General features: G+C 41.5%; 14 protein-coding genes and 1 pseudogene. 4 read left to right on the plus strand and 11 right to left on the minus strand.

What is annotated here, in order from left to right; translation table 11 throughout:
• Nucleotides 1-206: 206 nt before the first annotated feature.
• A complete protein-coding gene (locus ACE1CC_RS28125; protein WP_413273741.1) occupies nucleotides 207-611 on the minus strand; it encodes an NIL domain-containing protein in 405 nt (134 codons plus the stop codon).
• 67 nt (nucleotides 612-678) lie between these two features.
• Between ACE1CC_RS28125 and ACE1CC_RS28130 the strand changes: the two genes are divergently transcribed.
• Nucleotides 679-1,281, plus strand: a complete 603-nt coding sequence (locus ACE1CC_RS28130; RefSeq protein ID WP_413273742.1) for a thioredoxin family protein — start codon at nucleotides 679-681, stop codon at nucleotides 1,279-1,281.
• 210 nt (nucleotides 1,282-1,491) lie between these two features.
• Here the strand turns inward: ACE1CC_RS28130 and ACE1CC_RS28135 are convergent, their stop codons facing one another.
• The 7 genes and pseudogenes from ACE1CC_RS28135 to murG form a co-directional block, all read right to left on the minus strand.
• On the minus strand, nucleotides 1,492-4,230 hold the full coding sequence (locus ACE1CC_RS28135) for a CHAT domain-containing protein (RefSeq protein ID WP_413273743.1): 2,739 nt from the start codon (nucleotides 4,228-4,230) through the stop codon (nucleotides 1,492-1,494).
• A gap of 136 nt (nucleotides 4,231-4,366) precedes the next feature.
• Complete coding sequence (locus ACE1CC_RS28140) at nucleotides 4,367-5,575, minus strand: tetratricopeptide repeat protein (RefSeq protein ID WP_413273744.1); 1,209 nt, start codon at nucleotides 5,573-5,575, stop codon at nucleotides 4,367-4,369.
• Between the two features lie 85 nt (nucleotides 5,576-5,660).
• Nucleotides 5,661-5,846, minus strand: a pseudogene (locus tag ACE1CC_RS28145) (HNH endonuclease); the annotation flags it as partial.
• Nucleotides 5,843-6,082 (minus strand): hypothetical protein, encoded by a 240-nt coding sequence (locus ACE1CC_RS28150; RefSeq protein WP_413256752.1) that lies wholly within the window; start codon nucleotides 6,080-6,082, stop codon nucleotides 5,843-5,845. The pseudogene ACE1CC_RS28145 and the gene ACE1CC_RS28150, both read right to left, overlap by 4 nt.
• Nucleotides 6,083-6,084: 2 nt before the next feature.
• A complete protein-coding gene (locus tag ACE1CC_RS28155) occupies nucleotides 6,085-6,672 on the minus strand; it encodes a Uma2 family endonuclease (RefSeq protein ID WP_413273746.1) in 588 nt (195 codons plus the stop codon).
• Nucleotides 6,673-6,686: 14 nt separating this feature from the next.
• Complete coding sequence (locus ACE1CC_RS28160) at nucleotides 6,687-7,301, minus strand: Uma2 family endonuclease (RefSeq protein WP_413273855.1); 615 nt, start codon at nucleotides 7,299-7,301, stop codon at nucleotides 6,687-6,689.
• 226 nt (nucleotides 7,302-7,527) lie between these two features.
• Nucleotides 7,528-8,640, minus strand: coding sequence for an undecaprenyldiphospho-muramoylpentapeptide beta-N-acetylglucosaminyltransferase (gene murG, locus ACE1CC_RS28165; RefSeq protein WP_413273747.1), 1,113 nt, complete (start codon nucleotides 8,638-8,640; stop codon nucleotides 7,528-7,530).
• A gap of 45 nt (nucleotides 8,641-8,685) precedes the next feature.
• Between murG and ACE1CC_RS28170 the strand changes: the two genes are divergently transcribed.
• Both ACE1CC_RS28170 and ACE1CC_RS28175 read left to right on the plus strand, forming a co-directional pair.
• Nucleotides 8,686-9,552 carry a nuclear transport factor 2 family protein gene (locus ACE1CC_RS28170; RefSeq protein WP_413273748.1) on the plus strand — a complete coding sequence of 289 codons (867 nt, stop codon included), beginning with the start codon at nucleotides 8,686-8,688 and terminating at the stop codon, nucleotides 9,550-9,552.
• Nucleotides 9,553-9,660: 108 nt separating this feature from the next.
• On the plus strand, nucleotides 9,661-10,434 hold the full coding sequence (locus ACE1CC_RS28175; RefSeq protein ID WP_413273749.1) for an SDR family oxidoreductase: 774 nt from the start codon (nucleotides 9,661-9,663) through the stop codon (nucleotides 10,432-10,434).
• Nucleotides 10,435-10,511: 77 nt separating this feature from the next.
• On the opposite strand, the gene ACE1CC_RS28180 is transcribed toward ACE1CC_RS28175, so the two are convergent.
• Entirely contained in the window at nucleotides 10,512-10,883 is a 372-nt protein-coding gene (locus ACE1CC_RS28180) for a hypothetical protein (protein WP_459563930.1), read from the minus strand.
• A gap of 167 nt (nucleotides 10,884-11,050) precedes the next feature.
• On the opposite strand from ACE1CC_RS28180, the gene ACE1CC_RS28185 reads away from it, so the two are divergent.
• Nucleotides 11,051-11,644 (plus strand): CAP family protein, encoded by a 594-nt coding sequence (locus tag ACE1CC_RS28185; RefSeq protein WP_413273751.1) that lies wholly within the window; start codon nucleotides 11,051-11,053, stop codon nucleotides 11,642-11,644.
• A 106-nt stretch (nucleotides 11,645-11,750) separates the two neighbouring features.
• Here ACE1CC_RS28185 and ACE1CC_RS28190 read toward each other — a convergent pair whose 3' ends face one another.
• Together ACE1CC_RS28190 and ACE1CC_RS28195 are read right to left on the minus strand one after the other, a co-directional pair.
• Complete coding sequence (locus ACE1CC_RS28190; RefSeq protein ID WP_413273752.1) at nucleotides 11,751-12,887, minus strand: glycosyltransferase family 4 protein; 1,137 nt, start codon at nucleotides 12,885-12,887, stop codon at nucleotides 11,751-11,753.
• Nucleotides 12,888-13,044: 157 nt separating this feature from the next.
• Entirely contained in the window at nucleotides 13,045-14,034 is a 990-nt protein-coding gene (locus tag ACE1CC_RS28195; protein WP_413273753.1) for a GDP-mannose 4,6-dehydratase, read from the minus strand.
• Nucleotides 14,035-14,095: the final 61 nt, after the last annotated feature.

Raw genomic sequence — 14,095 nt, forward strand, 5'->3', positions numbered from 1 at the left:
GCGTGGGCTGTTTGGGGGGGGGGGGGGGCGGGTGGGTTGGGGGGGGGTGTTTTTTTGTGGGGGCGTTTTGGTTCTCTTAAATGTAATTCTTTCTCGCCGCTCGTTTTGTTGGGTTTTTTGGCTGATCTTTCCCGGTTTAAAATTTTTTTTGGTTGTTTGTTGGGCTCCCGCCAAAAATTGGGGGGCTCACGCCCAACAACGTACTTTTATAAATTAGTAGAAATTGCTTGAACTGGACAAGTGGGGATACATTGTTCGCAAACTATACAACGCGATCGCGAAAATGTCAATTTAAATGTTTCCGGTTCCAATGATAATGCTTCTGAGGGACAAACGCCAGTACATAAACCACAATTGACGCAAACATCCTCGTCAATTAATATTTCTCGACTGGCGAGGGAAATGCCGATATCTTGCGATCGCATCCAGTCCATTGCTGCTTCTAGCGCATCAATATCTCCCGATAATTCTACCACCAATTTACCAATTTGATTCGGGGCAACTTGGGCGCGGATAATATTAGCAGCGACGTTAAAATCTTTCGCCAGTCGATAAGTTACTGGCATTTGTACGGAACGTTTGGGGAAAGTTAAGGTAACTCGTTTTTTCATAATGGCGATCGCTTTGAGCAAGTTCAGTTAAATTAAAAGTAGTGCCTAATCTTTTTCCAGCTATCCAATGATTAAGAATTCACCTAACTCTTCTTTAGAATCTCCCGAAAAATCAGCCTCCACCGTTGGCGCAAGAGTCAGAAATTTATTGATTGTTTTCGCCGCAATTATCCTTTCAGTTGCTTTCGTTTTTGGGCTGCGAACTGAGACAAGTACTGCTACCTTAACCACTTTAGCAGAAAACTCCATGCCGTTAGATATAGCGATGAGCAATGGGAAACCAACATTAGTCGAGTTTTATGCTAATTGGTGTACGACTTGTCAGGCAATGGCGAGTGATATGAATGAATTAGAACAGCAATATACTCACAAGGTGAATTTTGTCATGCTCAATGTGGATAATAACAAATGGTTGCCAGAAGTTGAGCGTTATCGAGTCGATGGAATTCCCCATTTTGTATTTTTTGGGAAAGAGGGAAATGCGATCGCGCAAACTATCGGCGAACAACCTAAAACCATTATGGCAGCAAATTTAGCAGCTTTGGTAGCAGGTGAATCTTTACCTTATGCTAAAACTACCGGACAAGTTTCCAAATTTACCCCACCTGTCACAACAAACAAGGCTAATTCTGACGATCCCAGACTGCATGGTAGCCAAGTAAAAAGCTAAAAGCTTAACTTAAAATAATATGTAGAGACGTTATATATAACGTCTCTACATTATTGTTTTGAATTTCCACTAATTAGGTAGATATAAATAAAGTGATAACTAAGGCGGGCAGGATGCCCACCCCACAAGAGTTGCAGCTTTCTTGTGGGGTGGGCATCCAGCCCGCCCCATCCTTAAATAACTATTATCACTTTATTTATTTACACCTACTTAATTCCATTCACCTTGTACCACAAACGCCGCCCAATAATAAGGAGATTTCCATTGTTCAGACTGGATCATTTCTAATTGTGCAGCCCTCATTGCCGCCACAGGAGTCAACTTTTTTTCTAACATTTGATGATAAAATTTCTTCATCAATTCCGATGTTCCCGCATCCTGAACACTCCACAAACTTACCACCACACCTTTTGCACCAGCATACATAAAACCTCTAGTTAAACCTACCAAACCTTCTCCTTTCATTTCTTTTCCCAGTCCAGTTTGGCAAGCACTAAGAACCACGAGTTCAGCCGGAAGATTCAAGTTAAAAATATCATTAAGACGCAGAAAACCATCTTCATCCACACCCTTATCATTTACCAAAGATAGGACAACACCGGATAATTCTGGATTAATACTATTAATTAAACCGTGAGTGGCGAAGTGAACAATGCGATATTGAGCTAAGTTGGGATTAGTTGCAGTGAGGCGAGAAGCGGAGAAGTCAAAAGCAGAAGTGCGGAGATTTTCAGGAACAAGAGTGAGAATAGCTTCTGCTTCTCTGCGAGTGAAAGGGAGACGTTGGAGAGTGACACCTACATCAATTAGAGATCTTTTTAAGGCAGTAGAATCTCTAGAGTTGCTTTGCCCAAATGAGGATTTTTGCAACCGTTCATCATTAATATTAAAAACTGGATCTGCAATTACAGCGAGGGTTTTTGGTGCCGGAGTGCGGTTTTTCAGTTGATTGCGTGAAATGGCTATGGTAGAAACAGAAGGTAGAGTAACAATTTCGTTTTGAACTATTAGCGGCGTGGGAGAAGTAGCGGAAACAGGAATCGGTAATGCTGCAAAGGGAATAGTTTGCAAAACACCATCCCCAACAATAATTAATCGTTTATTCGCCAGTTGATTCGCCACAGGTGCGAGTACCATTTGACTCAATTTCATTCCCACTTCTGGGCTACCTATTTCCGAGGATTTCACTTGTGCGTAAAAAGCTTGAGCAGCTGCTTCGATATCGGCGCGTTTGGGTAGTTCGTAGCTGGTGATTTCTGTTTTGCTGACTAACCAGAGATAACTGCGGTTTTCGCCTAATGAATATTCTAAAAGAATCGTGTTGTCGTCGAGTACTTGTTGTTGAATTTCTGGCAAAGTCAGAGGTTGGGGATATTTCAATGCGGCATATTGAGGACTTTTAACTCGGATTTCCCCTTCTACTTGCTGAAGTTGGGTGATGAGATTTTCGATTTGTTGTTTAAGATTGTCTAATTGTTTATCTGTATATTGACCTTGCAAAAGTTTAACTCGGTTTTGTTCAGCAGCGTTGAGTTGTTGTTGCAAGTTGCGTTCTTGTTCTAGTAATTTGGGGTCTACACCTTGACGAATGTTGGCGTTTGCTTCGGTGAGAAGTTCTAACAAAGAGCGTGCTTTTGAGCGTTCGGAAGCGTGCAGTGCTTTGGCATCATAACCTTGCGAAGGGTTGGTTTTGTGCAACTGCATTAATAAGTCAATGTAGAGTTCGTAATAATTTTGGACTGTGGCGAAGTAAGAGGCGCGGAGTTGTTGACTGCCGATTTTGAGGCGGAGTTCTTCTATTATTTTAATGGCAGCTTCAATCTTAGTAAGAGCTTCGTTGAGATTGCCTTTGTCGCGTTCAAGGATGGCAAAATTATAGAGGGTAGTAGCTTCCCCTGCTTTATCTCCCACTTGTAGTCTTAAGGGTAAGGATTGGTTGTAGTAATCGAGTGCTTTTTGCTTTTCTCCTAAATCTGAGTAGACACCGCCAATGTTGTTGAGGGTAGTAGCTTCTAGAGCTTTATTTCCCACTTGTTGAGATAGGAGTAAGGATTGGTTGTAGTAATCGAGTGCTTTTTGCTTTTCTCCTAAATCTGAGTAGACACCGCCAATGTTGGTGAGAGTAGCAGCTTCTCCGGCTTTATGTGCCACTTGTCGGTATAGGAGTAAGGATTGGTTGAAGTAATCGAGTGCTTTTTGCTTTTCTCCTAAATCTGAGTAGACTTTGCCAATGTTGTTAAGGGTAAGGGATTCCCCTGCTCTGTCCCCCACCTGTCTGAATAAGGGCAGAGATTGGTTGTAGTACTCGAGTGCCTTTTGCTTTTCTCCCAAATTTGAGTAGACTTTACCCATGTTGGTGAGGGTAAAGGCTTCTAAAGCCTTATTTCCCAGGACACGACTTAAGGATAGAGATTTGTTATAGTACTCCAGTGCCTTGTACTTTTCTCCCAAATCATCGTAAACACTGCCAAGGTTGTTAAAGATAACAACCTCCACTTTCTTGTCCCCAACCGCAGGCATCAAGGGCAAGGATTGGTTGTAGTACTCCAGGGCTTTTTGCTTTTCTCCTAAAGCTGAGTAGACTGTGCCAATAACCAACAGGGTAACAGCTTCCCCAGCTTTATTCCCTACTGTCCTATAAAGTGAAAGTGCCTCTTCAAATTTTTTAATTGCTTGTCGCAAAGATTCTGCTGTTCTTTGCTTATATAGTTGATCTCCCTCTGCAAAAACTCTTTCAGCAGCAGCCTTAGTCTCCTCTTCCCCCCTACTTGCTGACTGTTGGGCAATCCTCAATGATTCCCTCTGAACAAGAGGAGATAACTGTCTCGGTGCAGCAAGAACTGACTCGGACAACAATAAAATACCAATGAATACTGCTAATCTCTTCTGCCCTCTTCCCAACAAGAGCGATTTATTTGATATTTTGTCTGTTTGAATCTGTTTAGCCATCCCTACACCTGAGCTTTGTTAACTTTGTATCCTTATATATCTGGGATAGTCAAGGGTATGCAGTAACGAAGTACAAAGAAACCCGGTTTCTTCAAGAAACCGGGTTTCTGGATTGGTTGAAGTAATCGCTGCCAAATTAAGGTGATAATCGCTTAATATTGCTGAGGGTAGCAGCTATTCTGGGTTTATCATTTAGTTGTTGTAATAGGGGAAGAGATTGTTTGTAGTAATCAAGTGCTTTCTGCTTTTCTCCTAAATTATCGTAGATGTTGGCAATGATCCAAAGGTTAGCAGCTTCCCCTGGTTTATACCCTACTTCTCGGAATAGGGGGAGAGATTGATGAAAGTAATCAAGAGCTTTTTGCTTTTCTCCTAAATCATAGTAGACAACACCAAAGCCTACGAAGGTAGAAGCTATCCCAGCTTTACTCCCGATTTCTCGCCATAAAGGGAGAGATTGGTTGAAAGAATCAAGTGCTTTTTGCTTTTCTTTTAAATCTAAGTAGACAAAGCCAATGTAGTTGAGGGTAGTAGCTTCTTCTGTTTTATTTCCTACTTGTTGAAATAGGGGCAAAGATTGGTTGAAGTAAGCGAGTGCTTTCTGTTTTTCTCCTTGGCGATCGTACATTCTGCCCATCTCCATAAGGATAGCAGCTTCCGTAGCTTTGTCACCCGCTGCACGACTTAAGGGCAAGGATTGATTGTAGTACTCTAGTGCTTGTTGCTGTTCTCCCAAAGTATTGTAAACTCGACCAATGCCCCAAAGGTTAACAGCTTCAAATGCTTTGTCACCCAGCGCACGGAATAAGGGTAAGGATTGATTGAAGTACTCCAGCGCCTTTTGGTTTTCTCTTAAAGCATAGTAGGTATGACCAAGATTGATCAGATTTTTAGCTTCCCATTCTTTATTCCCCACTGTACGAAATAAGGGCAGGGATTGGTTAAAGTACGAGAGTGCTTTCTGTGATTCTCCTAAGTCGAAGTAGGTACGACCAATCCCAAAGAGGATAACACCTTCTCCTGCTTTTTCACTTACTGCGCGATAAAGTGAAAGTGCTTCTTCCCATTTTGCGATCGCTCGTCTCTTAGATTCTACTGTTCCTTGTTTATATAGTTCTAATCCTTCCTGCATGACTCTTACAGCAGCGGCTTTAGTCTTTTCTTGCTCACTACCTTGGGCAATCTGCGAGGATTTATCCTGAAAATCAGGTGATAATTGTCTCGGTGCGGCAACTACTGATTCCGATAACAATAAAATACAAGTGAATACTGCTAAACTATAATGCCCTATCCCGAATAAGGGCGATTTCTGGGAGATTTTGTCTGTTTGATTCTGTTTAGCCATCTCTGCACCTACTTTTTGTTCACTTTGTCTCCTTATATGTCTGGGATGCAGGAGGTTATGCAGTATTTACTGGCGAGTGTGAAAAATATCCATTACAACGCTCACAGGCTAAGGCTAAATTACTAAGTTGGTCTGAACCACCGAGAGACTGAGGTAAGATATGATCGATCGCAAATTGCGCCGCACTTGCTTCTTCCAAAGAATGGCAATATTCGCAGAGATAATTTGCCCTTTCTCGAACTAACTGCCGCGTGTTATTACTGATTGTCATGACTCGGCAATAATTCTGGCATTTATTAAAGTAAAAATCCTGTCTAATTCTAAAATTCCAGTTAATTCAGCTTCTTCTTCTGAATTTAACAATCCATTTTTGTTTTTCTCTGCTAGTTCATCTAAACGAGATTGAAGTTCATCCGTAAACTTAAATAAATTTAGGTTTCTCACTTGGCTGATTTTAATTCCCGACTCTACCCAGGAGGAAGGTTGCACCATTAGTTTAGTAATCATTTTCACTTTCCTGCTTGTAAAACCTGCATTGCACTCAAGTTTAATTCGGGAAAACTCCCAGAAATAATCCGTTCTTCACCGCGAAAGGAAACTGCATCATAAAAACCTTCGATTAAAGAACATACTATTACTACTTCATCTATTGGGTCAACAATCCAATATTCGGAAATCCCCAATACTGCATATTCAGAACGTTTAGCACGATAATCTGTAGTTTTAGTTGATTCACTAACTACTTCTACTGCTAAAATTGGGGAAGTTTCATTTTTGTCAATTACTAATTCTCGATTAGCAAGTGATTCCCATTGTTCTATTGTTAATACTGTAATATCTGGAATTCGGGAAGTATCCCAACTTCCTCGGCGAGGCGATCGCACTCCAACAGCAAACTTTTGCGCCGTCCAATTAATTCCAATTCTACCAATTTCATCATCGAAACTTCGTTCTAAGAATTTAGTAACCGCCCCATGTTTCCCTGTTCCTAAACTCATTTGGATTAACTCTCCGTTGACTAATTCATACTTTCTATCAGTGCCATCATTATACTTAAGATATTCGGCAAAACTTACTTTTTTCGTGGTTGTAATCATTGCGATCGCTCTCCTTATTCCCCAATTTTAAAAATTTGTTCTGCTGTTAAATTCAACTCTGGAAAAATCGCTGATTGAATCCGTTGTTCACCTCTAAACTGATTCACCATATACTCCCCTTCAACCATTTGATAAACCGAAATAGTCGGTTGTTTCGGATCGCCAATATAGCGTCTACCACCTAAACCTAAATAATCAACAATCCAATATTCAGGAATACCTAGCTTTTCGTATTCTCCTAACTTTAGTAGATAATCATCTTGCCAATTTGTGCTAACTACTTCGATAACTAATCTTACTGTTTCACCTTTGGTAATTAGCGATCGCTTTTTCCACATTGGTTCATCTTTCAGCGCATTCCAATCCAAAACAGCTACATCTGGAATATAACCTGACTTATCAGAATCAATCGGCTTAATTATACATTGTCGAGGAATGAAATACGGAAGTTTTAAGCGACGAATTTCGATCGCTAACTCACTACCAAATTCTCCAGCTACCTGTTCATGTGTTCCTGTTGGTTGCATTTCGACAACTACTCCATCATATAATTCAAAACGACCGTAACCATCTGGATACCAGTCCAAGAATTCCTCCAGATTCATGGTTTTTGATTCGGTTTGCAGCATGGCAATTTTTCCTCGGAAATCCTGACTTAATTTTAGCAAAGTGCGATCGACCATGTTGAAGACCAGTAAGCTTTTTTAGAACGCAGATGAACGCAGATGTTACCGTTAACTTTTTTGTTGTATGCAAAGATAAAAGTAGATAGATATCAGTTTTTAATAGATACCTAAATACTCTTCCCCTGTCTTGTAGGACAGGCATCTTGCCTGTCAATTTACTCCGTCACTTCTACTCCACAAATTGCCTCACTAATTTGGCTAATCTTTCTGCACTATCTTTCACAGCTAAACTCAACGCAGCTTCAGACATTTGCTGTAACTTATCCGGTGATTCTAATAAACTTAAAACTTGTTTTCTTAAAATTTCCGGCGTTAATTCAGATTGCTTAAATACTAAAGCTGCGCCAGAATCAACAAAGATTTTTGCATTGTAAGTTTGATGATCTTCTGCTGCGAAAGGATAGGGAATTAAAATTGTAGGTTTCCCCATTACTGCTAATTCCGTTAAAGAACCTGCACCCGCACGACTAATTACTAAATCCGCCCTTTGTAGCAGTCCAGCCATGTTGTTGTAAAATGGCATTGGGAAATAATGGGGATGTTGTAAATTGGCGACATCTGGATCGTTTTCTCCCGTTTGATGCACTACCCAAGCACCATTATCAAACCAAGTTTTCGCACTTTGACGAATAAATTTATTCACCGCTACTGCGCCTTGACTACCACCAATTACAACAATTAAAGGCACATCATCGGGAATGGGTAAATCGTGTTTTTCTGGAGTCAGAAATTGCGATCGCACAGGCGTACTAGTATAAACTGTCTTACAACCAGGCAACAACTTCGCCGCAGCTGCAAACCCTACCGCTACAGTCTGACACCAAGGCCCAAAAAATCGCGTTACTTTACCCGGAATCGCATTCGATTCATGTAGAATAACAGGTAAATTGAGCGATCGCGCCGCAATAATCGCAGGTGCCGCAATATAACCCCCCGTAGTAAACACACCATTAAACTTTCCCCGTCTTAGCAACTCTCGACAACTACGAATTGCTGTGGTAAACTTACCGACAATTTTCAACGTACCTAAACCAAAACGCTGTTGAAAACCTTCCACTGCGATCGTATTTAAGGGATACTTAGCTGGAACCAAATCTTTTTCCAGGCGATTTGGGACACCCAGCCACTCAATTTGGTAATCTGACAATTGTTCTGCTAAAGCTAGCGCCGGAAACAAATGTCCCCCAGTACCACTAGCAGCAATTAACAGTCGTCGTGGTGCTGAAGCATTACCTTCTAGGGAAGCAGCTTGGCGATCGAAATTCTGTTTCTCAGTTAACATCTAAACAAATCTGGTGTTTTAGGCTGATTCTCAAAATATCAAAATATGCCACATCCTCTAAATTTTCGACCCACAACTTTACCCGTAGCTTTCTTGTTAACATTGGGATTGTCCTCTGGGTGGGCAACTGCCAAAGCTGCCAGTCCTGACTCTGCGCCACCGGAATTAAAAAATACTTTAGCGCAAATTGATGCCGCAGCAAATAGCCGCAATGTTCAAGCAGTAATGCAATTTTACGGCGCAAATTTTAGCAACAGCGACGGCTTAAATCGCGAAAGCATGGAAAAAACCCTCACCCAACTTTGGCAACGTTATCCTCAATTGAAATACCGCACCGAATTAAAATCTTGGCAAAATCAAGGTAATGGCATAGTCGCCGAAACAGTCACAAATATTACAGGAACTCAGCCAGTAGATGGCAGAACATGGAGTTTCAACGCTACAATTAGTTCCAAACAACGCTTGGAAAATCAAAAAATTGTTAACCAAGAGATTTTGAGCGAAAAAACTCAATTAACTTCTGGCGAAAAACCCCCTACAGTTAATTTTAAATTGCCCGAACAAGTCCGCACAGGTCAAGAATTTAATTTCGATGTTGTAGTCAAAGAACCACTCAAAGATAACTTGTTAGTAGGTACAGCTTTACTCGAAGAAATCAACCCTAATAACTATCTCAATTCACCAAAAATACAATTAGAACCATTAAATGCTGGCGGCATTTTTAAAGTTGGACGTGCCCCAAATGACCCTGGTAAATATTGGATTTCCGCTGTCTTAGTTCGTTCAGATGGCATTACTATTGTTTCCCAAAGATTACCTGTAATTGCTGGGGGAAGAAACAATCCTAAACCTACTCGTTCTAATTCTCCTGCACCAGCACGTCCCTCTCGTCCTGGCAGAACTTCCGGTTAAAAAACTTGCGTTAATTACTCGTAGGGCAGGCATCTTGCCTGCCATTGCCATTACCATGATCTGTGACAGGCAAGATGCCTATCCTACGTCTAAGAATTGATTAAATATATGATTTCAGTTCAAAATGAAATTGTTCTAATTACTGGCGCAAGTAGCGGAATTGGTGCATCCTGTGCTCAAGTATTTGCTCAAGCGGGCGCAAAGCTAATTCTAGCAGCAAGACGTAAGGAAAAATTGCAAGAAATAGCCGATCGCCTCAACAAAGAGTTTACTACTGAAATTTACTTGATAGAATTAGATGTGCGCGATCGCCAAGCCGTAGAAACCGCCCTAAACTCTCTCCCAGAATCTTGGCAAAATATCGATATTTTAATCAATAACGCTGGGTTAAGTCGCGGATTAAGTAAACTCCACGAAGGCGACTTTCAAGATTGGGAAGAAATGATCGATACCAACGTCAAAGGTTTACTTTATCTTACCCGTTATGTGGTTCCGGGAATGGTTAGTCGTGGTAAAGGTCACGTAGTAAATATTGGCTCAATTGCAGGTCGGCAAACCTACCCAGGTGGTAATGTTTATTGTGGTTCCAAAGCCGCAGTTAGAGCAATTTCTGAAGGCTTAAAACAAGACCTTTTAGGAACACCAATTCGCGTTAGTTGCATCGATCCAGGTTTAGTTGAAACCGAATTTAGTCAAGTGAGATTTCATGGCGATACTGAACGCGCTGAAAAAGTTTACCAAGGACTCACACCATTAACCGGAGATGATGTTGCAGATGTGGTTTTTTTCTGCGTCACTCGACCAACTCACGTTAATATTAGTGAAATCTTGCTCGTTCCCGTAGACCAAGCAAGTACCACCCTCGTTCACCGTCATAACTAATAAAAAATCGGTCTGTTGTAAGGACTTCAGTCCTAATCATTAAGCAAATAAACGACTGAAGTCGCCACAACAAACATTTATTCTTCTATTTGTTTAGCCGACACTTCTACTGCTTGGACATCAATTGTTCCTGGTGGTGTAACCCGTTGAAAGTGACCTTGCTCAATTAACAGAGGTTCGCTACAACTAGGACAGCGCATTTGAGTTTGATTTAAACCAGTGAATTGATAACCGCAAACGGGACAATTATCTTCTACCAAATTGCGCTTTAACCACCAGCGAAACACAAAAAATGCGATCGCAGGTAGTGTCACCAAACACACCATTAGAATTAACACAGAATTCGCTAGCCAGCCAAGCCCGATCGCACTTAACAGCCAAAACGACAAGAAAATACTGAGGGCGCAGCCTAAACCTGGAATATTAAACTGAAAATTTTTGATGCTCATTTCCTGCATCTCGATCTTGGTCTGAATCTAGCATAGCGAGTTCTTACTTCAGTAGCTTTGGCGCGTTTAATAATCTCAGGCACTATTTTTTTAACAACATAGTAAAAAAACCCTCACACCTGTACTCCTAGATGTTTAAATCAACACTATAGCGCATAGTCAAAACCATGAACAAATTCTTTTCCATTCTCACTCTAACCACAGGTACAGCATTAGCTATGGGACTAATAGTTAAAGCTCCCATTCCATTGAGAGCTTTAGCACAGACATCGATCGACTCAACCACCTTCCTTAGTAATGCTTTATCTGCACACAATACCTATCGAGTCAAGCATCATAGCCCTAACATGACTATTAGTGAGTCTCTCAACAGCACCGCTCAAGCTTGGGCACAACACCTAGCAACTAGTAATGTAGGGCTTCAACACAGTTCCCGCAGTCAACGGAACAACGCTGGAGAAAACCTCTTCGTTTATTACACTACCGCACCCTCGTTCAACTCAGCCGACCTGGGCAAGTCAGCAGTTAAATCATGGTACGACGAATCTTCCCTCTATAACTACGCCAATCCAGTTTTTTCTTCGGCTACTGGACATTTTACCCAGGTTGTCTGGAAGAATAGTACCCAATTAGGCTGCGGTGCAGCACCAGGAAAGGCAACAGTTAATGGTCGTAACTTCAACGCCTTCTATGTAGTCTGTCACTATGCGCCAGCAGGTAACGTGCAAGGGCAGTTTGCTAGTAATGTACTCACACCTTAGTAAATTCAATGTTTTCTTCTTGCTTCATCGAATCCTTAATGGTCGAACCATTAAGTAGGAGTAATTCATGAATTACCCCAATAAGTCGTGAATCTCTTCAAAAGGTTTAACCACAAAAACGGTCTGTAGCCTCTAATAATTCTTTCAGTCTTTGGCGAAAAGCATTTCTACCAAATTGGGCTAAAGCTTGCTGTCGTAACCATTTCCCGTCACAACGTTGATCTTCGCCTTGGAGAATTTCTTGACAAGCTTTTGCTACCGCTTCTGGGTTACGGTGAGGGACTCGCCAACCCAAACGTCCATCCTGTAACGGGTCAGCTGAACCGTCAGCGTCACCAGACAACACGGGAACACCGCAAGCCATCGCTTCTAAATATACAATGCCAAATCCTTCTTGGGAAGGCATGATATAAGCATCTGCGAGGCGGTAATGTTCCACTAATTGTTCTGTGGGTACAAAACCTGCAAAAACCACTTTGTCAGCAACACCCAAATCTTTTGCTAATTGCGCTAATCTTGGTTGGTCGTCACCACGACCGATTACTAGGTATTTTACCTTGGGGTAGGTTTGCGCGATCGCAGGTAGCGCCCGAATCGTCACATCTACACCCTTATAAATATCCCCAGACCACAGTCGCGCCACAGTCATCAACACCCTAGCACCCGCCAAATTATACTTCTCCACCAAAGCAGCATTCTTCTCTCCCGGAGTAAAGGTTTCGCCATCTACACAACAAGGCAGAAATTCCACAAATTTAGGATTAATCTGATTAGCTTGACAAGCTTGGTCACGACTATAACGGCTAATTGTCCAAATACCCGACGCTTGTTGCAAAGCTTCTTTATATTTTGGCCCTAACGGTTCCCAAACTTCTTTACCATAAGTCAAAACCGTATAAGGAATTCCCCTGTTTTGGCAAAGTGTTTGAATTAAAGGTGCTAAATTAATGTGACCGCAAAAAACATGATCGGGACGATATCGCCAAAGATAAATTGCTAAAGCCGCAATCATCCAAACTCGCCCTAACATCGGATTTATGGTTTTGAAATAATGAAATCTCAGCTTTTTGGTAGCAAAAGGATTGTTTTTTACTGGTGCATCACGGAGTAAAAATACATCCGCAGTTGGTTGTTCAGACAATCCCACATAAGCTCGCCAAATATCCTTAATATAGGATTGAATCCCACCTTCAACACCAACGATTTCTAAGAAAACAAATAAGTACCGCTGTTCACTGTTCATTTCCTTCTTATTTCCTTCTTATCCTTAAATTCATATTCAAGCTAGGTGCAGATCAACTCACCTACTTAATAGAGTTCCCAAATCTGTTGCTCTTTGCTCAAACTAACTCCTAATTTTTCTCTTGAGCACCGAGAGCACAGAGAGTTCCCCTGCTTAACTAAGGTTTAGCACTAGTCGCAATTGTGCCATTCTGCAATCGCTCCAAATCTTTGAGTACCATTTTTTCTACTAGGTTCTCAAAGCTCATTTGCGGTTGCCATTGCAGTTTTTGTTTAGCTTTTTTGGTGTTAGCTACTAACAGAAAATGCTCGTCAGAGCGGACTAAATTGGGATTCACTACCACATAGCGAGTCCAATCTAATCCCACGCATTCAAAAGCTGTAGCTACTAATTCCTTGACACTGTGTAGTTTTCCGGTGCCAATCACATAATCTTCTGGTTGGTCTTGTTGCAACATTCGCCACATTGCTTGTACGTAATCTTCCGCATAACCCCAATCGCGTTTCGCATCCAAGTTGCCAAGTTCTAAGCGATCGCTAATTCCCAATTTAATCGCTGCTGCTGCCAAACACACTTTCCGAGTCACAAACTGCGTTGCTCGGCGGGGAGATTCATGATTGTATAAAATGCCACTGCAAGCCAACAAATTATAACGCTGACGATAATGCACCATTGTCCAATGGGCGTGTAATTTGGCTGTAGCGTAAGGATTCATCGGTCGAAAGGGCGTATTTTCATCTTGAGGCGAAGGGTCTACTTGCCCAAACATTTCCGAACTGCTAGCCTGATAAAATCGAGCTTTCACACCTGCTTGACGAATCGCCATTAAAAATCGAGTTGTTGTTCCAGCGATTACATCTAAGGTTTCGAGTGGGTTATTCCAAGAATCTGGAATAAAACTAGGAGCAGCTAAATTATAAATTTCTTGAGGTTGTACTTGTTCAAGTAAGCCAGAAAGCACTCTACTATCAGTCAGATCGACGGCATAAATCTCTAGTTTGTTAACCAAAGAACCCAACTTTGCCAGACTACTTTGCCGTTGAGGTAATACCAAGCCTACCACTCGATAACCCTTTTGCAAAAGGAATCGGCTTAAGTAATAGCCGTCTTGACCTGTAACTCCTGTAATTAGTGCTGTCTTAGTCATTAGTCATTAATCATTAGTCATTAGAACTTTTTCCTGTCCCCGAGTCCCAAGAGTCCCAAGA

The sequence above is a fragment of the Floridaenema aerugineum BLCC-F46 genome (genome assembly GCF_041929345.1).
Lineage (GTDB): Bacteria > Cyanobacteriota > Cyanobacteriia > Cyanobacteriales > Aerosakkonemataceae > Floridanema > Floridanema aerugineum.

Excerpts from the sequence above, each read along its gene's own strand:
- ACE1CC_RS28160 (WP_413273855.1), bottom strand. The coding sequence starts at position 7,301 with ATGCTGCAAACCGAATCAAAAACCATGAATCTGGAGGAATTCTTGGAC.
- murG (WP_413273747.1), bottom strand. The coding sequence starts at position 8,640 with ATGTTAACTGAGAAACAGAATTTCGATCGCCAAGCTGCTTCCCTAGAA.
- ACE1CC_RS28195 (WP_413273753.1), bottom strand. The coding sequence starts at position 14,034 with ATGACTAAGACAGCACTAATTACAGGAGTTACAGGTCAAGACGGCTAT.
- ACE1CC_RS28180 (WP_459563930.1), bottom strand. The coding sequence starts at position 10,883 with ATGAGCATCAAAAATTTTCAGTTTAATATTCCAGGTTTAGGCTGCGCC.
- ACE1CC_RS28140 (WP_413273744.1), bottom strand. The coding sequence starts at position 5,575 with ATGGCTAAACAGAATCAAACAGACAAAATCTCCCAGAAATCGCCCTTA.
- ACE1CC_RS28135 (WP_413273743.1), bottom strand. The coding sequence starts at position 4,230 with ATGGCTAAACAGATTCAAACAGACAAAATATCAAATAAATCGCTCTTG.
- ACE1CC_RS28125 (WP_413273741.1), bottom strand. The coding sequence starts at position 611 with ATGAAAAAACGAGTTACCTTAACTTTCCCCAAACGTTCCGTACAAATG.
- ACE1CC_RS28150 (WP_413256752.1), bottom strand. The coding sequence starts at position 6,082 with ATGATTACTAAACTAATGGTGCAACCTTCCTCCTGGGTAGAGTCGGGA.
- ACE1CC_RS28155 (WP_413273746.1), bottom strand. The coding sequence starts at position 6,672 with ATGATTACAACCACGAAAAAAGTAAGTTTTGCCGAATATCTTAAGTAT.
- ACE1CC_RS28130 (WP_413273742.1), top strand. The coding sequence starts at position 679 with ATGATTAAGAATTCACCTAACTCTTCTTTAGAATCTCCCGAAAAATCA.
- ACE1CC_RS28175 (WP_413273749.1), top strand. The coding sequence starts at position 9,661 with ATGATTTCAGTTCAAAATGAAATTGTTCTAATTACTGGCGCAAGTAGC.
- ACE1CC_RS28170 (WP_413273748.1), top strand. The coding sequence starts at position 8,686 with ATGCCACATCCTCTAAATTTTCGACCCACAACTTTACCCGTAGCTTTC.
- ACE1CC_RS28190 (WP_413273752.1), bottom strand. The coding sequence starts at position 12,887 with ATGAACAGTGAACAGCGGTACTTATTTGTTTTCTTAGAAATCGTTGGT.
- ACE1CC_RS28185 (WP_413273751.1), top strand. The coding sequence starts at position 11,051 with ATGAACAAATTCTTTTCCATTCTCACTCTAACCACAGGTACAGCATTA.